General features: G+C 31.0%; 17 protein-coding genes and 1 tRNA gene. 15 read left to right on the top strand and 3 right to left on the bottom strand.

All coding sequences use genetic code 11. The features are described from left to right. The first annotated feature begins 41 nt into the window (after nt 1-41). The gene (locus BUB34_RS00505) at nt 42-869 is read left to right on the top strand and encodes a nitroreductase family protein (RefSeq protein WP_073123187.1); all 828 of its coding nucleotides are present in this window, start codon (nt 42-44) and stop codon (nt 867-869) included. A gap of 295 nt (nt 870-1,164) precedes the next feature. Here the strand turns inward: BUB34_RS00505 and BUB34_RS00500 are convergent, their stop codons facing one another. Continuing rightward, nucleotides 1,165-2,616 (bottom strand): aminoacyl-histidine dipeptidase, encoded by a 1,452-nt coding sequence (locus tag BUB34_RS00500; protein ID WP_073123185.1) that lies wholly within the window; start codon nt 2,614-2,616, stop codon nt 1,165-1,167. 312 nt (nt 2,617-2,928) lie between these two features. Beyond that, nucleotides 2,929-4,380: an aminoacyl-histidine dipeptidase gene (locus tag BUB34_RS00495; RefSeq protein ID WP_073123183.1), complete on the bottom strand. Its 1,452-nt coding sequence runs from the start codon at nt 4,378-4,380 to the stop codon at nt 2,929-2,931. 434 nt (nt 4,381-4,814) lie between these two features. On the opposite strand from BUB34_RS00495, the gene BUB34_RS00490 reads away from it, so the two are divergent. The 4 genes from BUB34_RS00490 (at nt 4,815) to BUB34_RS00475 (ending at nt 10,629) form a co-directional block, all read left to right on the top strand. Then, a complete protein-coding gene (locus BUB34_RS00490) occupies nt 4,815-7,193 on the top strand; it encodes an endonuclease MutS2 (protein ID WP_073123181.1) in 2,379 nt (792 codons plus the stop codon). Between the two features lie 58 nt (nt 7,194-7,251). After that, on the top strand, nt 7,252-7,665 hold the full coding sequence (locus tag BUB34_RS00485; protein WP_073123179.1) for a DUF523 domain-containing protein: 414 nt from the start codon (nt 7,252-7,254) through the stop codon (nt 7,663-7,665). An 83-nt stretch (nt 7,666-7,748) separates the two neighbouring features. Next, nucleotides 7,749-9,449: an arginine--tRNA ligase gene (gene argS, locus BUB34_RS00480; protein WP_073123177.1), complete on the top strand. Its 1,701-nt coding sequence runs from the start codon at nt 7,749-7,751 to the stop codon at nt 9,447-9,449. Nucleotides 9,450-9,705: 256 nt separating this feature from the next. Continuing rightward, nucleotides 9,706-10,629, top strand: coding sequence for a hypothetical protein (locus BUB34_RS00475; protein WP_073123175.1), 924 nt, complete (start codon nt 9,706-9,708; stop codon nt 10,627-10,629). 3 nt (nt 10,630-10,632) lie between these two features. Here BUB34_RS00475 and BUB34_RS00470 read toward each other — a convergent pair whose 3' ends face one another. Next, a complete protein-coding gene (locus BUB34_RS00470; RefSeq protein ID WP_073123173.1) occupies nt 10,633-10,833 on the bottom strand; it encodes a hypothetical protein in 201 nt (66 codons plus the stop codon). Between the two features lie 164 nt (nt 10,834-10,997). On the opposite strand from BUB34_RS00470, the gene BUB34_RS00465 reads away from it, so the two are divergent. The 10 genes from BUB34_RS00465 to BUB34_RS00420 all read left to right on the top strand — a co-directional run bounded on the left by BUB34_RS00465 (nt 10,998) and on the right by BUB34_RS00420 (nt 23,519). Beyond that, nucleotides 10,998-12,752, top strand: a complete 1,755-nt coding sequence (locus BUB34_RS00465; protein WP_073123172.1) for a B12-binding domain-containing radical SAM protein — start codon at nt 10,998-11,000, stop codon at nt 12,750-12,752. A 9-nt stretch (nt 12,753-12,761) separates the two neighbouring features. Then, the gene (locus BUB34_RS00460; RefSeq protein ID WP_073123170.1) at nt 12,762-13,904 is read left to right on the top strand and encodes a tetratricopeptide repeat protein; all 1,143 of its coding nucleotides are present in this window, start codon (nt 12,762-12,764) and stop codon (nt 13,902-13,904) included. 320 nt (nt 13,905-14,224) lie between these two features. Next, nucleotides 14,225-15,136 (top strand): bifunctional enoyl-CoA hydratase/phosphate acetyltransferase, encoded by a 912-nt coding sequence (locus BUB34_RS00455; RefSeq protein ID WP_073123168.1) that lies wholly within the window; start codon nt 14,225-14,227, stop codon nt 15,134-15,136. 305 nt (nt 15,137-15,441) lie between these two features. After that, nucleotides 15,442-17,124: a formate--tetrahydrofolate ligase gene (locus BUB34_RS00450; protein WP_073123166.1), complete on the top strand. Its 1,683-nt coding sequence runs from the start codon at nt 15,442-15,444 to the stop codon at nt 17,122-17,124. Nucleotides 17,125-17,217: 93 nt separating this feature from the next. Next, a complete protein-coding gene (locus tag BUB34_RS00445) occupies nt 17,218-17,850 on the top strand; it encodes a cyclodeaminase/cyclohydrolase family protein (protein WP_073123164.1) in 633 nt (210 codons plus the stop codon). A 33-nt stretch (nt 17,851-17,883) separates the two neighbouring features. Further along, a complete protein-coding gene (locus BUB34_RS00440) occupies nt 17,884-18,756 on the top strand; it encodes a bifunctional 5,10-methylenetetrahydrofolate dehydrogenase/5,10-methenyltetrahydrofolate cyclohydrolase (RefSeq protein ID WP_073123162.1) in 873 nt (290 codons plus the stop codon). Nucleotides 18,757-18,812: 56 nt separating this feature from the next. Then, nucleotides 18,813-20,195, top strand: a complete 1,383-nt coding sequence (gene lpdA, locus BUB34_RS00435) for a dihydrolipoyl dehydrogenase (protein WP_073123160.1) — start codon at nt 18,813-18,815, stop codon at nt 20,193-20,195. Between the two features lie 153 nt (nt 20,196-20,348). Beyond that, nucleotides 20,349-20,720, top strand: a complete 372-nt coding sequence (gene gcvH / locus BUB34_RS00430; RefSeq protein ID WP_073123158.1) for a glycine cleavage system protein GcvH — start codon at nt 20,349-20,351, stop codon at nt 20,718-20,720. A 189-nt stretch (nt 20,721-20,909) separates the two neighbouring features. Continuing rightward, nucleotides 20,910-21,000 (top strand) — tRNA-Ser (locus tag BUB34_RS00425). A 1,094-nt stretch (nt 21,001-22,094) separates the two neighbouring features. Continuing rightward, the gene (locus tag BUB34_RS00420; RefSeq protein ID WP_073123156.1) at nt 22,095-23,519 is read left to right on the top strand and encodes an alanine/glycine:cation symporter family protein; all 1,425 of its coding nucleotides are present in this window, start codon (nt 22,095-22,097) and stop codon (nt 23,517-23,519) included. Nucleotides 23,520-23,625 lie beyond the last annotated feature (106 nt).

Here is a 23,625-nt window from a genome sequence, read left to right as displayed (position 1 = left end):
GGATTCACTCTATTATTAATAAATAAACGGGGGATAATAAAATGATAAATATAGGATTAGATAAGTGTGTTTTATGTGGATTATGTGAATATGACTGTCCAGCACATGCAATAAAAGTAGGAAGCGAAGAAGTCGATTTTTATAATGAAAAATGCTTTATGTGTGGACATTGTGTAGCTATATGCCCACAGGGAGCAATAAAAATGATAGGAGTAAAAGAGGAAGAAATAATAGAGTACAATAAGGAAAAATTTGAAGTGGATCATGAAAACTTATTAAACTTCATAAAATTTAGAAGAAGTATTAGAAAATATAAAACGCAAAATGTAGAAAAAGAAAAAATAAACAATTTAATCGAAGCAGCCAGATATACCCCAACGGGAGGGAATAGACAGCCACTTAGATATATAGTAATAAAAGATAAACTAGAGGAAATAAAGGAACTTGCTATAAATGGACTATATGATCTAGCGATAAATCATGACGACATGGAACCACTAAAATCTGTTCCTAAATACAAAGAAAGATTTATCCAGATGTATGACGACTATAAAAACAATCAAAATGATACACTATTTTTTGGCGCTCCTACTGTAATAGCTATAATAGGTGATGTATCAAAAGGATCCACAGTACAAATAGATGCTGGTCTAGCTGCATCTAATATGGAGCTAATGGCTAATGCACAAGGCTTAGGAATTTGCTATATAGGATTTTTTGTATCTGCATCAAAGTACGTACCAAAAATAAACGAAATACTAGGAATAAATCCAAATGAAAAAATACTAGCAACATTTACATTAGGATACCCAGACGTAAACTACAAAAGAACAGTAAATAGAAACGAAGCAAATGTTGAAATTCTATAAAAAATTTAAATAAATAACAACAAGGAGCTATAAAAATAGCTCCTTAAATAATTTTTAAGTATTAAAAATCGATTAATCAATACAAATTAGGTTAAACTATCATCCAGCGAAGGGGTGGCGAAGATATAAGCCTCATATTTTTCCCCTTATTGACGCTGATAAGAATGGTTAGTATTATCTAGCGAAGGGATGGCGTATATATAAACCTTAGCGACATAGCAGCTTGCCTGTCTGGAGCAAGGTTTATATATAGCCAGACCGGAGCGGTCAATACACCAATTTATCAAGGAAATCCCTAGTATTGATTCATAGATTTTAATACAGCCACTAAATATTCCCAGATATTTTGAGTAGAAGATATACTCATACGTTCTCTAGGAGAATGTATATCATATAAGTTAGGTCCAAAAGAAATTGCCTCAGCATTAGCTATCTTACTTAATAACACACCGCACTCAAGACCTGCATGTAAAGCACTTACCTTAACATCTTTATTAAACACCTTAGAGTAATTTTCAACGCATATTTTCTCTAATTTAGAGTCTTTAACGTATTCCCAAGCAGGATAATCTCCTTCAGTTTGAGCAGTTCCAGCTAAAGCTTCAGTTAATATTACTATTCTATTGATTACTTCATCTTTTAAAGAAGCAACAGAACTTCTAACAGATGTTAAAAAAGTAACCTCAGATTCAGTAGTTTCAACAACACCTATGTTAGCTGAAGATTCAACAAGTCCTTTTATGTCCATACTCATAGTTTGTACACCATTAGGTAATAAAGTTAACATTTGCATAACCTTATCTTTTAAATCGTTAGTGAAAACTTTATTAGCAGTAGTTTCTGTACAAGATATTTTCACGTTAGGATCAGAAGTACTAAATTCACCTTGGAATATAGATTCAACTTCAGACACACACTTACTAAGTTTGGCAACGTTTTCTTTTGCAACTAGAATAGTAGCTTTAGCGTTGTTAGGTATAGCGTTATGTTTAGTTCCACCTTCGATTTTAGCTAAATCATAATCTACATTTAATAGACTTAGTAGTCTACCCATCAATTTGTTAGCATTACCTTTTTGTTCGCCGATTTCAACACCAGAGTGTCCTCCAGCAAGACCTGATATTTCTAAAACTAAAGCTTGTTTTTCAGAGCAAGCATCAACATATTCAACTGGGAATTTAGAAACAGCTGCTCTTCCGCCAGCACAACTAACTAATAATTCACCTTCTACGTCAGAATCAAGGTTTAATATGTATTTACCTTTAATTAAGCTACCGTCTAAAGCAAATGCACCAGTCATACCGTTTTCCTCGTTAGATGTAATTAGAACCTCTAAACTAGGATGATCTATGTCATTAGATTCTAAAATAGACATTGCCATAGCAACAGCGATACCATTATCAGCACCAAGAGTAGTTCCTTGAGCAGATATCATGTCTCCATCTATTTTTAATTTTATAGGATCTTTAGTAAAATCATGTTCTACACCACTATCTTTTTCGCAGACCATATCCATATGACCTTGAAGTACTACACCAGGACAATTTTCATATCCTTTTGTAGCAGGTTTTCTGATTATGATATTTAAGTTTTCATCTTGAATAGTTTCAAGACCTAAACTTTTACCGAAATCAAGTAAAAAAGCGCTTATTTTTTCTTCGTGCTCAGATTCTCTAGGAACTTGGCAAATTTTTTCGAAGTTTTTAAATACACATTCTGGTTTTAATCCTTTTAATACACTTTCCATAACATACCTCCATAAATTTAAAATATTAAGTTTTTTTAGAGTTAATTTACCTTAAAATAAAAACTCAACATACATAATAGATTATATATGTTTGAAATTTATAAATAAAGGTATATTGAGTATATTTACAAAAACTTAGCGATAAATCTATTTATAAACTTAAATCTATATAAATTTTTAATAAAGATAAAAGGTAAAATAAAAAAACTAAATAAAAAAATAGATAAATTGCTAAAATAAAGAAAAAGCCAATCTTTAAACTTTTAGTAAGTAAAGATTGACTTTTACCTATTTAATTAAATATCTATTAAATTAATGTTTGTTCATAGACTCTAATATAGCAACCAAGAAATTCCATACATTTTCAGTAGAAGAAATACTTAAATGTTCATTTGGTGTATGGACTTCAAACATATCAGGTCCAAGAGATATAGCTTGTGCATGAGGCATCTTATCAAGTAAAAGTCCACATTCAAGACCAGCATGTAGAGCCATTATAGTAGGTTTTTTACCAGTTAGATTTTCATAAGCTTCTATGCATATTTCTTCCAATTTAGAACCTTTAGAATATTCCCAAGCTGGATAATCACTCTTAAGTTTAAAATCACCATTTAAAGATTCAGTTAATAAAGAAATCTTATTAGTTATATCAGTTTTTAAGCTCTTAACAGAACTTCTAACAGCAGACTCAAACAATACACTGTTATCATTAGTTTTAACAACACCTATATTAGTTGAACTTTGAACTAATCCTTTTATATCCATACTCATAGTTTGGATTCCATTAGGTATTAGGTTTAACATTTTGATTACTCTAGCAGTGCTATCACAGTCAAAAGTAGAGTCAACAGTAGTCTCTACACATTCAACAATTAAGCCAGGATCTGATGTAGAAAATTCATTTTTAAGTGTAGCTGCCATTTTTTCTATACATTGCTTAGTATTTTCTACGTCTGCTTTATCAACAACTATTATAGCCTCAGATTCACGAGGTATAGCATTGTTTTTAGAACCACCATCTATTTTAGCTAAATCAAATTTTACACATAATGAATTTAAGATTCTCCCAATTAATACGTTTGAGTTTGCTCTTTGTTTTATTATGTCCATGCCAGAGTGTCCACCAAGTAAACCTTTTACATCTATTGATAGGGCTTGTTTGTCAGCGGCAACTGGTTTTTTTTCTATATTTAATTCAGATAGGGCAGTAACACCACCGGCACAGCTAACTAGTAAAAATCCTTCTTCTTCTGAGTCTAGGTTCAGTATGTACTCACCTTTAAGTAAAGAACCGTCAAGTGCCATAGCACCAGTCATACCAGCTTCTTCATTAGAAGTTATTAGTACTTCTAAGGCAGGGTGTTTTAGATTATCAGAAGCTAAAACTGCTAAGCCCATAGCAACAGCTATACCATTGTCAGCACCAAGAGTAGTTCCAGTAGCATAAATCATATCTCCATCTACTCTTAATTTTATAGGATCTTTAGTAAAGTCATGTTGAGTATCCTTGTTTTTTTCACAAACCATATCCATATGACCTTGAAGTATTACACCTTTGCAGTTTTCGTATCCTTCTGTAGCAGGTTTTCTTATTATTATATTTAAAGCATCATCTTGTATAGTTTCAAGACCTAAGTTTTCACCAAAAGATTTAAGGTAGTCACTTATTTCTTTTTCATTTCCAGATCCACGAGGTATTTGTGAGATTTCGTGAAAATATTTGAAAACAAGTTCTGGTTTTAATCCTTTTAATACATTCTCCATAAATTTAATCTCCTTTTTCAACCAATAATAATTAGTTTAATTTTGTGTATTAACACTAATATTATTATATCACTCACGGTTATTTATTCAAAAACAATTAAACAAAAAAATGTATTATAAATATATTTAAAAAGTATTGTATTTGTAAGTATTGCTTTATCTAAAAAAAGCAACATATAGCCTGTATATTAAGGGTTTTTTTAACCAAACTAGATTAGGATAGAAGTTTAAAAAATGTTATAATGAATTTTCTATAATCTATAGGAAATATATAGTGTATAATATATCGTGTGAAATCATTAAAAATTAAAATAATAATAATATATTTTACTATTTACTATAAAAAATATATTTATAGTGACTATAATTAGATAAATAGTAAAGTGTGAATATACACAAAATACCGTAACAATATAAAAAATTTAGGAGGAAATATGAATTCAAAAGCAATAAGAGTTTTAGAATTTAATAAAATAGTAGATTTATTGAAGGAAAAAGCTTCATCTATATTAGGAAAAAGACATATAGAAAAACTAGCCCCAAGTTCAGATTTTGCTGAAGTTGAATCTATGCTTGCGGAAACTAGTGAAGCACAGGCAATAATCATAAAAAGAGGTTCAATTGGACTACAGGGAATACATGATATAGAGGATAAAGCCAAGAGAGCTAGTGTAGGAGCATCTTTAGATCCAGGTAGTTTAATAATGGTGGCAGACACGCTAAGAGTAGCTAGGATTTTAAAGAACAACCTATCATCTAATGAAGAAGAGGATTTTAATTACCCTATAATACAGTCTTTATCAAGCTCATTATATACATTTAGAGACATAGAGGATGCAATATTTAATGCAATAATCAGCGATATAGAAATATCAGATAATGCATCAACTGAACTTAGAAGTATTAGAAGAAGGATAGTGCAAAAAAATCAATCGATAAGATCTAAGTTAAACTCGATAATCTCTTCTACTACATATCAAAAATATCTGCAAGACGCAATAATATCTGTCAGAGGAGATAGATTTGTTGTTCCTGTCAAGGCCGAATATAGATCCGTAGTCTCAGGTATAGTACATGACCAGTCTTCATCAGGAGCAACTTTGTTTATAGAGCCTATGAGTATAGTGGATATGAATAATGAGTTAAGACAGCTAAAAATAAAGGAAGAAGAGGAAATAGAAAGAATACTAGCAGAACTATCCTCTATGGTTGGGGAGATAAGTAGTGAACTTCTTTCAAATCAAGAGGTACTAGGAAGATTGGATTTTGCATTTGCTAAAGGAAAGCTATCTATAAAAATGAGAGGGATAGAACCTAAATTAAATGAAGATAAATATATAAATATAAAAAATGGAAGACATCCACTTTTAGAAACTGATAAAGTTGTACCGAGTACTATTTATTTGGGAAGAGATTTTCATACTTTACTTATAACTGGACCGAATACAGGAGGAAAAACTGTCACAATAAAAACAGTTGGACTGTTTGCACTTATGACACAAAGTGGACTTCATATACCAGCAGATTTTGGAAGTAGTATGTGTGTGTATGACAATGTGTTTGCAGATATAGGAGATGAGCAGAGTATAGAGCAGAGTCTATCAACATTTTCATCGCATATGACAAATATAATTTCTATACTAAGGGATGTAACAGAAGATTCGCTTGTTTTATTTGATGAGTTGGGTGCTGGTACTGATCCTATAGAAGGGGCTGCACTTGCAATAGCGGTACTTGAAGATGTAAATATGGCTGGGGCTAAATGTATAGCTACAACTCACTACAGTGAACTTAAAAACTATGCTCTTACAAAAGAAGGCGTAGAAAATGCGGCTGTTGAATTTGATTTAGAAACACTAAGCCCAACGTATAGACTTCTTATAGGAGTTCCGGGAAAATCAAATGCCTTTGAGATATCAAAAAAACTTGGCCTTAGTGACTATGTAATATCAAGAGCCAAAGAGTTTATAAATACAGATAATATACAAATAGAAGACGTGCTTCAAAACGTTGAAAAAAATAGAATTAAGGCAATTGAGGAAAGAGAAGAAGCAGAAAAGCTAAGAAAAGAAATAGAAAGATTAAAAGAGGAATACAATGAGAAAATAGAAAAATTCTCTTCTCAAAAAGATAAAATGATAGAAAAAGCTAAATCAGAGGCCTTTTCTATAGTAAGACAGGCAAAAGAAGAAGTGGAAACTATAATAAAAGAACTGAGAGTGTTGGAAGAAGAGAGGGCATCCAAAGAAAAGAACCGCAAAATTGAAGAACTTAGAAAAGAACTGAGTAGTTCTATGGGAAGTCTTCAACCTACAGTTAAAAGTATGATAGTTCCTAAGGTATCTACAAAGGAAATAAAAGATCTAAAACCAGGTGAAGAAGTTAAAGTTATAACCTTAAATCAAAAAGGTAGTGTGGTATCAGTTGACAAGAACAAAAAGGAAGCTGTAGTTCAAATTGGAATAATGAAAATGACCCTACCATTTAAGTCATTGCAAAAAACTAAAAAAGATACAAAGAATACAGTTACTAAGTCTACAAGAAGTATAATTAGGTCCAAATCTGGGGCAGTAAAGAGTGAAGTAGATTTAAGAGGAATGAATCTAGAAGAAGCTATAATGGAAGTTGAAAAGTACTTAGATGATGCATATGTAGCAGGATTAGAACAAGTTACAGTTATACATGGTATAGGTACAGGAGTTTTAAAAACAGGTATAAAAGATCTTTTAAAGAGAAACCATCATGTAAAATCACAAAGAGGTGGACAGTACGGAGAAGGTGGAGCCGGAGTTACAATAGTTAAATTAAAGTAGATATTAACATAAGCATTAAAACAAAAATAAAAATATGTTTTTAGAAGGGATAGTAAATATGATATTAGTATCAGCGTGTTTACTTGGAATAAATTGCAAATATAATGGTGATAATAACGATAATGATAGGGTAAAAAAATATCTTGAAGGTAAAGTGTTTATTCCCGTTTGTCCAGAACAATTAGGGGGGCTATCAACGCCAAGACCCCCTGCAGAAATAAACGGGGATAAAGTTATCACAAAGGACAATAAGGATGTAACAACAAATTTTATAAAAGGTGCAGAGGAAACACTAAAAATTGCAAAACTTCAAGGTTGTAAAAAGGCAATTTTAAAAGAAGGAAGTCCATCGTGTGGTTCCAACTTTATATATGATGGTACTTTTTCAGGTACTAAAGTAGAAAAAATGGGAGTTACTGCAAGCTTACTAAAAAACAATCAGATAGAGGTTGTAAGCGAGAAAGAACTATAGATTATAAATGTTTCAAATAACTTGAAAAAACTCGAAATTTGATTTAACATAAAGGAATAAGAAATAGAGAGAGGAGCAACATAATGCAAGATTTCAAGCAAGTAATAGCAAATTGCCTAAAGGAAAAGATAGAGGACTTATCTGTAGAAGAAATAAAAGCACTTTTGGAAGTTCCACCAAATAAAGAGATGGGTGACTATGCCTTTCCATGTTTTAGGTTAGCCAAGGTATTTAGAAAAGCACCGAACATGATAGCCAATGAATTATCAGAAAGTATAGAGGCTAAAGGAGAGATAACAAAGGTAGCACCATTAGGTGGATATGTTAACTTTTTTGTAAACAAATCTCAGTTAGCTGAATCTGTAATAAGGAATGTATTAACACAAAAAGAAAACTACGGTCGTAGTGAAATGGGAAAAGATCAAACTGTTATAGTAGAGTACTCATCTCCAAATATAGCAAAGCCTTTCCATATAGGTCATATAAGAACTACAGTTATAGGAAACTCACTATATAAAATATACGAATCTCAAGGATACAAAACAATAAGAATAAACCATTTAGGAGATTACGGAACTCAATTTGGTAAGCTAATAGTAGCTTTCAAAAAATGGGGAGATAAAGCTTTGGTAGAAGCTAACCCAATACCAGAACTATTAAAACTATACATAAAATTCCATGATGAGGCAGAAAAATATCCAGAAATGGAGGACGAAGCTAGAGCGTGGTTTACTAAGTTAGAAAATAAAGACGAGGAAGCTACTGAATTATGGCAATGGTTCAGAGATGAAAGTCTAAAAGAATTTAGTAGAGTTTATGATTTACTAGACATAGAATTTGATTCTTTAGCAGGAGAAAGTTTCTACTCTGATAAAATGGGTAGAGTTATAGAAATGCTAGAAGAAAAAAATCTATTACAAGAATCTAAAGGAGCAAGAATAGTAGATTTAGAAGAATATAAAATGCCACCAGCTCTTATAACTAAGAATGATGGTTCGACTTTATATATGACAAGAGATTTAGCTGCAGCTATATATAGAAAAGAAACTTATGATTTTGACAAATGTGTATATGTAGTTGGATCACAACAAAACCTACACTTCCAACAGTGGTTCAAAGTTATAGAACTAATGGGATTTGAATGGGCAAAGGATTTAGTTCATGTTGGATTTGGTATGGTTGCGCTAGAAGAAGGAACTATGTCTACAAGAAAGGGAAGAGTTGTTTTCTTAGAAGATGCTTTAAATCAAGCAATAGAAAAAACAAAGGATATAATATTATCTAAAAACCCTAATGCTAAGAATGTAGAAGAGATAGCTAAACAAGTAGGGGTTGGAGCTGTAGTATTCCAAGAGTTATCAAATAGTAGAATAAAGGACTATACATTCTCTTGGGACAAGACTTTAAGCTTTGATGGTGAAACAGGTCCATATGTTCAGTATACTCATGCTAGATGTTGTGCAGTACTTAGAAAAGCAGAACAAGAGGTTACTACAGATATAAACTATGATTTATTGACAAATGAGGATAGTACAGAAGTACTAAAGGTAATAGCTTCTTTCAACAAAAATATAGTTTTAGCATTAAATAAAAATGAGCCTCATATAGTGACAAGATTCATATTAGATTTAGCACAAGCATTCAACAAATTCTATCATGATAATCCAATATTAGTGGATGATGTCGAATTAAAAAATGCAAGATTAGCACTAGTTGAAGCTACAAGACAAAGTTTAGAAAATGGCCTTAAACTATTGGGAATGCACGCTCCGACAAGAATGTAAATCAAAAAAAATGTGAAATGTCGAAAACTGATGCTTTACATATAAAAAAATAGTATCGTATAATAAAGGTAGATAGTAGAATACATTCGATTTTTGTACACTACTATCCCCCTATATATGACAGCTTAAAAGGCTGTCTCTTTTTTTTAGTATGCATATTAATTTATAAAATATATTCTAATAACTTAAAAATATGTTTACAATAAAGACAGGGTATATTTTATAAGTAAAATAGTAAATGAGGAAGGTAGGCTTTATGAAGGATGATATAATAAAAAAAGCATACATTGCATCGTTTGATATAGAAGATAAGTCACTTAAGGATTTAATTATAATAAATACTAAGTGTCTGGTAGATAATTATAAACAGCGTTTTGTATTTGTAGATAGCAATAGATTAAAGGATGAATTAATTTATTATAGATGTTATGGAGAGACTCCTAAATATAATTTTATGTTGAATATTATACTACCTGTTATACTATCAAATACTAGCATCCAAAAAGGTGAAGAAGAGAGTATAGCACTGATAGAAAAGTATGTTAAGTATTTTAAGAAAGACGGGCAATTATTTGAATATATATTAGCTAGTGTATTATATAATGGTATAATGCACAATATTATAGATGATAAAAACATTGGGTATGAAGAGCTACTTCAGAAAATAAAGGAAAAAATAATCTGTTTTTCTATGGAACTTGATAAACAGGATACTATAAAATTTCAGATGGTTAGGATAAAGGTAATTCAGAAAATAGACAATTATATAGATTTGAAGGTTGATGATTATGATGACAATGAGATTATATCTACAGTATTAAATATACTTTATGATATATACATAGAGGATAGACAAGTAAAGAACGACGGAATGCTAAGCATAAAAAAATCTATACTATCTGTATTAGGAGAAGAACCTAATTTAAATACAGATAATATAGACTTCATTTTATCTATGGCCGAGTACATTATCAAGTTAAGAATTTATAAGATAAATAAAAAACTATATGAAAACAATGCGAATCCTAGATTATTTATAAATCTTAATGAAGGTGACAACATAGTAGACCCTATATTTAATAAGGTGACTGTTATATCTAAGAATTTTATAAATAATATACTTAGTATAAAGATTAAATCGAAATCAGGTACTCACGTACTAAAATTTAAAAAATCATAAATACTAACTATTAGTTTCTAAATAGTTTAAAAAAGTTTCTTCGCTAGTATTAGTTAAAAAACATAGTTCTTTTACTATACTATTTCTAAGATCGATAAAGTCTTGAATATTGGTATCTTTATTGGCATATTCTAATGACTTGATAATAAGTAGTAGGTCTCTTTTTGATAGAGAGTCGATAGATACTGTGTCAATTAATTCCATAAATAACTTCCTTTCTAATAAGAGTAATTAAGGTTTATATTTCTACAAAAAATAGGTAAAAACCTTCTTAAAATATATAAATAGTAAAATTTACTACTGTATCTACTATTTTAACCTAAAAGTAGCAAAAAAAATACACAACAATTTCAAAAGAGGTGAAATATTTGAAGATATTACTGACAACTTTGAATTCAAAGTTTATACATACTAATTTGGCAATAAGATATCTAAAAGAATTTGTAAAGGATTTAGTAGAAGTTGATTTAAAAGAATATACTATAAACAATGAATTGGATTATATTTTAAAAGACATATACAAAAATGACTACGATATAATATTATTTTCTACATACATATGGAATATAAATGATATAGAAAAACTTTGTGATTGTATAAAAAAATTCAAACCAGGAATAAAGATAGCCCTAGGAGGTCCAGAGGTTAGTTATGATAGCAAGACTGCTATGGAAAAATATCCATTTATAGACTATATACTTTATGGAGAGGGAGAATTAGTATTTAGAGACTTAGTATTACATCTTCAAGGTCACAAAAAAGTAGAAGAGGTAAATGGACTGGTTTACAGACAGGAAAACGAGGTAATAATCAATAGGCCTATGGAATTACTACAAAACTTGGATGATATTCCAAGCCCTTATGAAAATATAAATCCTAAAGAATATGAAAATAGAATAGTATACTATGAATCATCTAGAGGTTGCCCATTTAACTGCCAATACTGTTTATCATCGACTATAGAGGGATTGAGATATTTTAGTATAGAAAGAGTAAAAAAGGACCTAAAAGCTCTAATAGAAGCTAGGGTGTCACAAATAAAGTTTATAGATAGAACTTTCAATGCAAACAAGAAATTTGCCAAAGAAATTATGAACTTTCTTATGGAAAATGATAATAATTATACTACATACCACTTTGAAGTCACAGCTCATTTGTTAGATGATGAAATGCTAGATTTTCTAGCTGATTGCAAGGAAGGTTTGTTCCAATTTGAAATAGGTGTTCAATCCACAAATCTAAAAGTATTAGAAGAGGTTGGAAGAAGAGATGATTTTTCAAAATTATCTTATGTTGTAAAGAAAGTAGCCTCTTATAGAAATATACACCAACATTTAGATTTAATAGCTGGTCTGCCGTATGAAGATTATAGTAGCTTTGAGAATTCTTTTAATGATGTGTTTAATTTAGGTATAGAACATCTACAATTAGGATTTTTGAAGATGATCAAAGGAACTGGTATAAGAAACAATGCAAACAAGCATGGCTTTAAATATAAAGATTATCCACCATATGAGGTATTATATAATGATTATATAAGTTATGGAGAAATTTTAAAATTAAAGGATATCGAGGATATTTTAGAGAAATATTATAATTCTAAGAATTTCACTTTATCTATGAGATATATTATACATAGGTTTTATAAGGAAAGCCCATTTAAGTTTTTTGAAGAGTTTGCTACTTATTTTGATGCAAATGGATATTTTGATGCTTCTCAAGGAAAAAATCAACTATACAAAATACTGTTAGATTTTTACAATGAAAAAATAAATAAAGATAACGAAATATTTAATGATATAGTAAAATATGATTATATATCATTAGGCAAAACATCGAATGTCCCAGTATTCTTCAATAAATTGGATTTGGACGACCTAAAAAATAGAAGTCATGTATTTTTACAAAACGAAGATAATTTAAGAAAGTATTTACCTAATTTCATTGATAAGCCAGCAAAACATATAATAAAATATGTTCATTTTGAGCCTTTTAAGTATAATGTAATAGATTTAAAGAAAGATATATTTGCCGACTTAAAACAAGATGAAAATGTGGTCTTATTTGCATATGAAATCAAAAAGGTATTTGAAAAATCAAAAACCTACAGAGTAGAAATATAGGAGGTAACAATGGACTTTAAGATAGAAAAATACTTACTTAGAAAAACAGATGAACTAGCATTTATAACCATTAAAGATAGAGGAGAATTTCATATAGATGGATATGAAATTCCTAGAGGTGGATTGGATGTTCCTATAAAAAACGAGGTTCTTGTAAAGGGAATAAAGGAAAAGACAGCCCAGGAAAATATAAGTCTGATGTCTATAGTAGATGCTATGATGTATATGATAGGGATAGATAGTAAATTTAAGAACAATTGCGAGTACATAAAGTTTTTAAAGGTATTTCAATCTAAATTTGACTTAAATTTAAAAGAATATATGGGTTATATGTCTAGAAAATATTTTGATATTGGAGAACATACTTCGTCTTTAATATATTTAAAGGCTCTTATAACGATTTATCCAGAAGATATAGACGGACTGTATCACTATGCTATAGTTTGCCAAGAAATAGCCCAAGGATACCAAAAAGGATCTGATGAAGAAAGTATGAACAAATTCTTAGTTGAGGCATTAAACAAGCTAGAACTTATAACGCAGTTAGATGAAAACTTTGCTTTGGCATACTACCACTTAGGTTATCACTACTATAACCAAGGGCAATATATAAAATCATTGGCAACGTGGGAAGAATCTCTAAGATTAGGTTTAGATGACGATTTAGTAGCAGAAATCCAAGAGAATATAGGAAAGATGGACTTTAAGGTACAATATGAACAAGGGTATACTCTAGTTCTTCAAGGGAAGAGCGAGGAAGGTTTAGAGAAGTTACTGCCATTAGAAGAACAACATTCTGATTGGTGGAACCTATTGTTTATGATTGGACTAGCCTATAAGAATATGAGAGAATTTGAAGAGGCAAAAAATTATTTTAATAAAATATTAATACTAAAGCCTAGTCAGGTAGATACTATTGTAGAATTGGGTCTTTGCGAAGCGGCAACTTTAAATCTGGATAAGTCTATAGAGTATTTTGAAAGTGCAGCAAAATTAAAGGAAGACCCAGAAATATTATGTAATTTAGGAATGGCCTATTTAAACAACGGAAACATAGATGATGCTACCTATTATATAGAGAGAGCATATGAACTAGATCCACAAGATGAAGTTACAATAATTTGCTTAAAAGAACTAAATAAATATAGATAAGTATAAACTAAGGGTTACTTGCAAGATAATTAATTATTTTGTAAGTAACTTTTTATAATGCATAGGAAATTATATTCATTAATATATATTTCAAAAATTATCTTTTAAAGTTTCTAGATTTTAATATTTTTATAATTACAATGAATATCTCTTGATTAAAATTATGATAAAGATTTTTATGATTATAAAAATCTTTTTTTTAACTTTTAAAAATAGTTTGAAAATTCTGTTAAAATGTAGTATTAATATAATATATCAAGATATATTAAATATGATATTATGTAAGAGAAAAGGTATTTTAATATAGAGGGGGAATTTTCTTGATAAAAAAGTTAGAGGATATTCTAGATGAGCTTAAAGATGGAGAAAGGGTGGTACTTTCTGTAGCAGCAGCACATGATAAAGAAGTCTTAACATCTATAAAAAGTGCACTTGATAGAGGTATTATAGATCCTATACTTGTGGGAGAATTAGATAAAATAAACGAGATATCTAAAGAAATAGGACTTAACTTAGATAACATTAGGGTTATTGAAGGGTGTGGGGTAGAAGAGTGCGCAAAAATAGCAGTAAAGTTAGTATCTAGCAAAGAAGCTGACTTTGTGATGAAGGGAATACTAGATACATCAGTTCTTTTGAAGGAAGTTTTAAACAAGGAATACGGTCTAAGAACTGATAGTCTTCTAAGCCATGTTATGATATATGAGATGGAGAGTTATCACAAGTTACTAATGCTTACTGATGGCGGGATGAATATATCTCCAGACTATCTTCAAAAAGAAAAAATATTAAAAAATGCTATAACAGCTTCAAAATCTTTAGGTTTAGAAACTGTAAAGGTGGCTTGTCTAGCAGCTAAAGAAAAAGTAAATCCTAAAATGCAGGCAACTGTGGATGCTGACATGCTATCAAAAAAATGTGAAGAAGGTGCGTTTGGAGAAGGGGTAATAGTTGAGGGACCATTGGCGTTTGATATAGCAGTATCTAAAAAGGCAAGTGAGGTAAAAGGATTTAATAGCGATGTTTCAGGAGATGCTGATATTTTATTAGTTCCTACTATAGAAGTTGGAAATGGTATAGGAAAATCTTTTACATATATGGCTAATGCAAAATCCGCTGGTATAATTATGGGGGCTAAAGCTCCGATAGTATTGGTTTCTAGGGCAGATTCGCATGAATCTAAGTTGTATTCAATAGCATATGGGGCTCTAATAGCAAGAAATATTAAATAAAAATATAACGAAAAATACTGTATACAAATAAAAATTTTATAGTTATAATTAGTGGTGAAAATAGAAAAATGATTTTTAATAATAAATTTATTTCAAAATCATGTAAAAATATCTTTTAAAAGCATCTAAATCTATATAAATTAATTCAAGGTATAAAAAATTATGCATATGAATAAAAATTCGCACAGATATAATACTCTTAAGTTGTAAAGTTGGAAGATTTATTTTATTTAGATCAAATAGAGTGAAGTTAATTTTACATAGTATTTTAAATAAAATATAAATTATTGGGAGGAGAAATAAAGATGGGATTTAAATCAGATATTGAAATAGCTCAAGAGGCTAAACCTCAAGACATAAGAGAAGTTGCGGGTAAATTAGGTTTAACGGAAGATGATATAGAGTTATATGGAAAATATAAAGCTAAAGTCGACTATAATTTGCTTAAGCAAGAAAGAGTTAGCAGAAATCCTAAGTTAATACTTACTACAGCTATAAACCCAACTCCAGCAGGGGAAGGTAAAACAACAACTACTATTGGTGTTGCAGACGCATTAAGTAAACTAGGGAAAAATTCATTAGTTGCATTAAGAGAACCATCTTTAGGGCCTGTATTTGGAATAAAAGGTGGAGCTGCTGGTGGAGGATATGCACAGGTTGTTCCAATGGAAGATATAAATTTACACTTTACTGGGGACTTTCATGCTATAGGGGCTGCAAACAACCTTTTAGCTGCTATGCTTGATAACCATATTCACCAAGGAAATCAGTTAGGAATAGACCCTAAGAAGATAACTTGGAGAAGATGTGTAGACATGAACGATAGGCAACTAAGAAATATCGTAAATGGTATGGGGAAAAAGACTGATGGTGTAACTAGACAGGATGGGTTTGATATAACAGTTGCATCTGAAGTAATGGCTGCATTTTGTTTAGCTAGTGATATAGCGGATTTGAAAGCTAGACTAGGTCGTATAATAGTTGCATATAACTACCAAGGAGAGGCTGTAACGGCAGAACAATTAAAGGCAAATGGAGCTATGGCCGTTTTACTAAAGGATGCTCTAAAACCAAACTTAGTTCAAACTTTAGAAGGAACACCTGCATTTGTTCATGGTGGACCATTTGCAAACATAGCTCATGGATGTAACTCTGTTATAGCTACAAAAATGGCTATGCACTTTGCTGATTATGTAGTGACAGAAGCAGGATTTGGAGCGGATTTAGGGGCAGAAAAATTCTTAGATATAAAATGTAGAATGTCTGGATTAAGACCAGACGCAGTTATAATAGTAGCAACTGTAAGAGCATTAAAATACAACGGAGGAGTTCCTAAAGATCAATTAAATACAGAAAACTTAGAGGCTTTAGAAAAAGGCCTTCCAAACTTATTAAAACATGTGGAAAACATAACTCAAGTATTTAAATTGCCAGCAGTTGTTGCTATAAACCAATTCCCACTTGATACTCAGGCAGAACTTAACCTTATAAAAGAAAAATGTGAAGAATTAGGAGTTAATGTTGCCATATCAGAAGTTTGGGCAAAAGGTGGAGAAGGTGGATTAGAGCTAGCTAAAGAAGTAGTAAGATTAGCTGAACAAGAAAAAGAAGAAGAATTACAATTCTGCTATGAAGAAGAATTATCTATAAAAGAAAAAATAAATGCTATAGTAACTAAGATATATGGTGCAGATGGTGTTGACTTCACTAAAGAAGCAGAAAAAGAAATAGCTACTATAGAAAAATTAGGACTTACAAAATTGCCAATATGTATGGCGAAAACTCAGTATTCTTTAACTGACGATCAGACTAGACTAGGAAGACCAACAGGATTTAGAATAACTGTAAGACAAGTAACTGCTTCAGCAGGAGCTGGATTTATAGTTGCTCTTACAGGTGAAATAATGAAGATGCCAGGACTTCCAAAAGTTCCATCAGCAGAAAGAATAGATGTTGATGAAAATGGTGTAATATCTGGATTATTCTAGGAGTTTATATATAAGTAGTAGCAACCGGGTTGTACTGGTTGCTACTACTTAAATAATAAATACATCCATTTAGTGTTTTGGGAGGAATAGATTATGAAAATATCAGAAAAAAGTTGCGTAGATTTTGTTGAATGTTTAGCATCCAAAGAACCAGTCCCAGGAGGAGGAGGCGTTTCAGCCTTGGTCGGTTCTATAGGTATGGCTCTAGGTAGCATGGTATGTAATTTGACAATAGGAAAGAAAAAGTACAAAGAGTACGAAGAAGATTTAAAAGTTATATTAGATGAAGCGGGAAACATAGAAAAAGAATTATTGGAAATGATAGATAAGGATGCAGAATGCTTCTTGCCGTTATCTAAGGCTTACGGACTTCCTAAAGACACAGAGGAAGAAAAAAAGATAAAAGAAGAGACAATGGAAAAAGCTTTAAAAGTAGCTTGTGAAGTACCACTAAATATAGTAAGAGTATGTCATAAGGCTATAAAACTACATGAAGGTTTAGTTGACAAGGGTTCAAGACTTGTTATAAGCGATGTAGGAGTAGGAGTACAATGCCTAAGGGCAGCTATTCTTAGCGCGGAGCTGAATGTAGTTATAAATATAAACTCAATAAAAGACGAAGAGTATGTTGAAAAAGTTAGAGCAGAATTAGATGAATTAGTTAAAGATGGTGTTAGAATTTGTGATGAAGTCTATTCTAAAGTAGAAAAAGCTCTTAAAAAATAAATTTAAATAAGTTGTGTAGAGGAGCGATAAGATATGAACCTAACATCTAATAGGGGAAATATAATAAAAGGAAAACCAGTCGCAGATAAAATCAGCGAAAGTTTAATAAAAGAAGTAGATGAGTTAGTTAATGAAGGAATAACTCCTAAGTTGGCAATAGTAAGAGCTGGATCAAGAGGGGATGATTTGGCATATGAAAGAGGAGCTCTAAAAAGATGCCAAAATATAGGAATAGATACAGAAGTCTTTGAATTACCCGAGGATATAGCCCAAGAGGAGTATATAGATCTTCTTAAAAAGATCAATAATGATAAAAATATACATGGAGTCTTATGTTTTAGACCTCTTCCGAAACAATTGGATGAAAAAGTTATAAAATATGCAATATGTCCTGAAAAAGACATTGATTGCTTCAACCCAATAAATTTTGCAAAAGTTGTAGAAGGGGATAAGAGTGGATTTCCTCCATGTACAGCACAAGCAGTATTAGAAATATTAAAATTTTACGAGGTTGAATTAAAAGGCAAAAAGGTAACTGTATTAGGTAGGTCAAATGTAGTTGGAAAACCAGCTGCGATGCTTTTATTAGCAGAACATGCAACAGTGACTATTTGTCACTCTAGGACCATAGATTTACCAAAAGTAGCATCGGATGCAGATATATTAGTAGCAGCAGTAGGCAAGGCGAAAATGGCTACAGCAGATTTTGTAAAAGAAGGTGCAGTAGTTGTAGATGTTGGTATAAATATTACGGAAGATGGCAATCTATGTGGAGATGTTGATACTGATGGGGTAATCGATAAAGTATCTATGATAACTCCGGTTCCAGCAGGGGTAGGTTCAGTTACTACATCTATACTTGCAAAACATGTAGTCAAAGCTTGTAAACTACAAAATAATAGATAGTTTTTTACTTATGTATTTGCTTTAGAGAAAATTATTGGTTTTGGGGGATGACAAAAATGAAGATAGTTATTATTGGAGGCGGACCTGGAGGTTATGTGGCAGCTATAAAGGCGGCTATGCTTGGAGCTGAGGTAACAGTTGTAGAAAAAAGGAGATTAGGAGGAACCTGCTTGAATTTTGGTTGTATACCAACCAAATCATTGCTTGCATCTTCATCTATGTTAATGTCACTAAAAGAGGCAAAAGATTTCGGTATAAATGTAGACGGAGAGATTTCACCAGATTTCACAGCAATAATGAAGAGGAAAGATAAAATTGTCAATCAGTTGATAAATGGGATAGAATTTTTATTCCAAAAAAGAGGAGTTAACTTAGTTAATGGCTTTGGAAAATTATTGGATAAAAATACTGTTGAGGTTACTAAAGAAGATGGAACGAAGGAAATTATCAATGCAGATAAAATAATACTAGCAAATGGATCCGTTCCTGTAGTACCTGAAATCTTTCCGTATGATGGAAAAGTTGTAATCACTAGTGATGAGGTTCTAAGGCTAAAAGAGCTACCCAAATCTATACTCATAGTTGGTGGAGGGGTAATAGGTTGCGAGATAGGTCAATTCTTCAGAAGTTTGGGGACAGATGTAACTATAGTAGAAATGGCAGATCAATTATTGATAAATGAAGATAAAGATGTAGCTAAACAGCTAGCTAGACAATTTAAAAAAGACAAAATAAAAGTAATAACTGGTATTGGTGTACAAAGTTGCGAAATTGTTGATAACAAAGCTGTTGCGACACTTTCAAATGGCAAGCAAATTATAGCTGAATACGCCTTAGTATGTGTTGGAAGAAGACCTAATAGTTCAAACTGTGGATTAGAGGAACTAGGCATAGAAATGAATAGAGGGAAAATAGTGGTTAATGAAAATCTTGAAACTAATATAGAGGGTATATATGCAGTTGGTGATTTAATAAACACTCCTTTTTTAGCTCATGTTGCATCTAAAGAGGGGGTTGTGGCTTCGGAAAATGCATTTGGAAAATCCAAAAAAGTAGATTACACAGCAGTTCCAAGATGTGTGTATACTGTACCAGAGGTGGCTGGAGTTGGAAAAACTGAAAAACAACTTCAAGAAGAGGGAGTAGAATATAGTATAGGTCAATTTGATTTTAGAGCACTTGGAAAAGCTCAGGCTATTGGATATTTCCAAGGGTTTATAAAAGTTATTGTAGATAATGACGATAAAATTATAGGAGCTGCAATTGTCGGACCTCATGCGACAGATTTATTAACAGAACTATCTCTAGCTGTTCACCTAGGATTAACAGTAGATGAGGTAGGGGATGTAATACATGCTCATCCAACATTATCAGAAGGACTGATGGAAGCACTTCATGATGTTCACGGTGAATGTATTCACACTGCTTCAAATATATAGAGTTAAATTATAGATAAATTAGCAACAAATTATTTTATGAGAAATATTCTTAATATTGAATAAATTGGTATTTAGATGTAAAATGTATGCATGAAGAAAATAAAATTAAAACTATAATAATTTAAATAAAAATATAAAAGGGAGGAATTAAGGATGAAGGTTTTGGAAAATTTAAAATACTCTAGTGATCATGAGTGGGTAAAAGTTGAAGGGGAATTTGCATTTATTGGTATAACAGATTTTGCACAAGATCAATTAGGGGAAGTATTATTTGTTGAAATGCCAGAGGTTGAAGATGAAATAGAAAAAGGATCTGACTTTGGAGTAGTTGAATCTTCTAAGGTTGCATCTGATTTAGTATCACCTATATCTGGAGAAGTAGTACAAATAAATGAAAACTTAGAAGACGCACCAGAATCTATAAACGAAGACCCGTATGGAAGTTGGATAGTAAAAATAAAAATGTCAGATGTTAGTGAACTAGATGATTTATTAAGCGCTACTGACTATGAGGCTAGTTTATAATAATATAAATAATCAATACGGTATTGTATAATAATCAAAAAAGATTTTATATTAATTAAAAAAGGGGAACTCTTTATTATGATAATAGATCAAATAAATACTCTCCTTTTTTAATTCTTAGATAAAACAAAATAATAAATGTTGACTATATTCTTATTTTGTTATATAATTAAAACGTAGCAAAAATACGGAGAAGTACTCAAGTGGCTCAAGAGGATCCCCTGCTAAGGGATTAGGCTGGGTAACCGGTGCGAGGGTTCGAATCCCTCCTTCTCCGCCAATAAAAAAGCGAACTCAATTGAGTTCGCTTTTTGCGTATCTAAAAGTTTTCATATATAAAAAATTATGATTTATAGTTAAATTCTAATTTTTACAGGTTGTTAAATTCTAATATTTATAGACTATAATATCGATTCAGAAAATTTTAAATAAAAAAATTTTTATATATTTTTAAAAAAATTTAAAGACGCTTTTTCAGTTGATTTTAACAGGATTTCAAGTTAACTTTGATATGGTTTTAAACTTAGATGTGAGAGTGATTAATTGATTAAGAAAAATTATTATGCTATAATATGACTTAAAATAATTATTTTTTATGTAAAAGGGTAATGTAGATGGGTGATTTACAAGTAAATATACACAGGGAAACAGTAAGAATAAGTATAGAAATTATAATGATTTGAGATGCGGCTATCTAACTTATAAGGGGGATAGAAAAGAAATCTGGGTATATTTATAAGAGTGAATCTAATTTTTTAATTTTACTTTAATACAAAAATTATAAATTATTTAAATGCACATTTAAGCTTTGCATACGCTGTATCTTAAAAGCACTCAGTAGTTTACCTATATTAATCTAATCTTAAAAGTTAATTTCGGGATTGGATATTTCCATATTATTAATCAACATTGTTCTCATGGATCTTTGTTTCATGTAAATTTAGTAAATGAGTATATTGTTGTGACTAAAGGATGTTTACAGAGGCCTATAAATAGGGACACCCTTTTAATTGAAATGGATATAATTATGCCATTTTATGAAGTTCCAGACATATACAACGCAAATCTGACTAATAAAAAAAGTAATATTTCAAAATGTAGCAATATATATTTAATTTTAAGGTAAGTAAATAATAACTAAAAACCGATATTCTTATATGTAAAAGTCTATTGAAAATATTCACAATACTATGAAATTTATGAAATAGGCATATAAAAATGCAATTAATATTTTCTAACTCGCAATATGAAGGGTTTGGCTGAATACAATTTTGGATATACGGTTAAATAAGGCGTATAACATCTTTGAAAATTATGGAACAAAGGAATAAAAGTATAATCGATAAAATATTATAGTTATCAAGGAGGAAAAGGATGATTGAATTTATTAATAACATTAATGGTGCAGTAAACAATTTCGTATGGGGACCAGTAATGCTTGCATTACTTGTTGGATTCGGTTTGTTCATGACATTAGGGACCGGATTTTTCCAATTTAGAAAATTTAACAACATAATGAAAAATACTATAGGAACTGTTATAAATAGTGATAAGAAGCAACAACAAGATGATGATGGTGGGGTATCGCCATACCAGGCTATGACAGCTGCAGTTGCAAGTAGTGTTGGTGTAGGTAGTATTGCGGGGGTTGCTACTGCGATAGTATCAGGAGGACCAGGTGCAGTTTTCTGGATGTGGATATCAGCTTTACTTGGTATGATGACAAAATATTCTGAAGTTGTCCTTTCTGTTTATTTTAGATCTAAGGACGAAAATGGTGTTAACTACGGAGGCCCTATGTACTATATAGAAAAAGGGCTTAAATGTAAATGGCTTGCAGTTATATTCGCAGTATTCAGTGGTATAGCTTGTTTTGGAACAGGAAATATGACACAAGCGAATTCAATTGCAACAGCTCTTCAAAGTACATTCTCAGTTCCAACATATGTTACTGGAATTGTTCTTGCAGTACTTACAGGTATGGTAATATTCGGGGGAGTATCCCGTATTACAAAAACAGCTGAAAAGTTAGTACCACTTATGGCTATATTCTATATTTTAGGATCTTTTGTTGTTATATTTGTAAATGCAGATAAGATACCTTCTGTAATGAGTTCTATTTTCAGTAGTGCGTTTAGTTTAAAATCTGCTGGTGGAGGTATAATGGGATATGCTGTTATGAGAGCTATGAGATTTGGTGTAGCAAGAGGTATATTCTCAAACGAAGCGGGTCTTGGATCTGCACCTATGCTTCATGCAACTGCTAACACAGATAACCCTGTTAAGCAAGGTATGTGGGGTATATTTGAAGTGTTCGTTACAACTATTTGTATATGTAGTATGACAGCTCTAGTTATTCTTACAGCTGATGTTTTAGATACTGGTTTAACAGGAGCAGTTCTTACATCTGCAGCATTTAGTAAGGTATTTGGATCTTTAGGTGGAGCGTTCGTATCTGTATCTATTTTATTCTTTGCGTTTTCTTCAATACTTGGATGGGAATACTATGGAGAATGTAGCTGGAGATATATTTTTAAAGGAAAAGAAGAAAAGGTATCTAAGGTATTAAGAATTTTATGGATACCTACAGTATTTGTTGGATCTGTTGGTAACCTTGAATTTATCTGGAGTATATCAGATACATTTAATGGCCTTATGATAATACCAAATATAATTGCACTATTCTTCCTTTCTGGTATAGTATTTAACCTTACAAAATCTTATATCAAAGATCCTGATTCAGTAGTGATGAAAGATGAAGATTTAAAATATAATAATGAAAAATTGATAAGTAAATAATTATTTATACAATAAAGGTAGTGTATACTGAAAAAAAATTCCTCAGGCTATAAGTCTGGGGAATTTTTTTGACATAGATTTGATAGAAAAGTATAATATTAAAAAA

Source organism: Asaccharospora irregularis DSM 2635, from assembly GCF_900129815.1.
GTDB lineage: Bacteria > Bacillota > Clostridia > Peptostreptococcales > Peptostreptococcaceae > Asaccharospora > Asaccharospora irregularis.
The sequence above is the reverse complement of the archived record's forward strand: the minus strand, read 5'-3'. Positions and strand labels throughout refer to the sequence as shown.

What these genes read in the sequence shown, in the direction of transcription:
- BUB34_RS00470 (WP_073123173.1), bottom strand. Translation starts at nt 10,833, where the DNA reads ATGGAATTAATTGACACAGTATCTATCGACTCTCTATCAAAAAGAGAC.
- BUB34_RS00445 (WP_073123164.1), top strand. Translation starts at nt 17,218, where the DNA reads ATGAAAATATCAGAAAAAAGTTGCGTAGATTTTGTTGAATGTTTAGCA.
- BUB34_RS00460 (WP_073123170.1), top strand. Translation starts at nt 12,762, where the DNA reads ATGGACTTTAAGATAGAAAAATACTTACTTAGAAAAACAGATGAACTA.
- BUB34_RS00485 (WP_073123179.1), top strand. Translation starts at nt 7,252, where the DNA reads ATGATATTAGTATCAGCGTGTTTACTTGGAATAAATTGCAAATATAAT.
- argS (WP_073123177.1), top strand. Translation starts at nt 7,749, where the DNA reads ATGCAAGATTTCAAGCAAGTAATAGCAAATTGCCTAAAGGAAAAGATA.
- BUB34_RS00495 (WP_073123183.1), bottom strand. Translation starts at nt 4,380, where the DNA reads ATGGAGAATGTATTAAAAGGATTAAAACCAGAACTTGTTTTCAAATAT.
- lpdA (WP_073123160.1), top strand. Translation starts at nt 18,813, where the DNA reads ATGAAGATAGTTATTATTGGAGGCGGACCTGGAGGTTATGTGGCAGCT.
- gcvH (WP_073123158.1), top strand. Translation starts at nt 20,349, where the DNA reads ATGAAGGTTTTGGAAAATTTAAAATACTCTAGTGATCATGAGTGGGTA.
- BUB34_RS00450 (WP_073123166.1), top strand. Translation starts at nt 15,442, where the DNA reads ATGGGATTTAAATCAGATATTGAAATAGCTCAAGAGGCTAAACCTCAA.
- BUB34_RS00490 (WP_073123181.1), top strand. Translation starts at nt 4,815, where the DNA reads ATGAATTCAAAAGCAATAAGAGTTTTAGAATTTAATAAAATAGTAGAT.
- BUB34_RS00505 (WP_073123187.1), top strand. Translation starts at nt 42, where the DNA reads ATGATAAATATAGGATTAGATAAGTGTGTTTTATGTGGATTATGTGAA.
- BUB34_RS00500 (WP_073123185.1), bottom strand. Translation starts at nt 2,616, where the DNA reads ATGGAAAGTGTATTAAAAGGATTAAAACCAGAATGTGTATTTAAAAAC.
- BUB34_RS00440 (WP_073123162.1), top strand. Translation starts at nt 17,884, where the DNA reads ATGAACCTAACATCTAATAGGGGAAATATAATAAAAGGAAAACCAGTC.
- BUB34_RS00475 (WP_073123175.1), top strand. Translation starts at nt 9,706, where the DNA reads ATGAAGGATGATATAATAAAAAAAGCATACATTGCATCGTTTGATATA.
- BUB34_RS00420 (WP_073123156.1), top strand. Translation starts at nt 22,095, where the DNA reads ATGATTGAATTTATTAATAACATTAATGGTGCAGTAAACAATTTCGTA.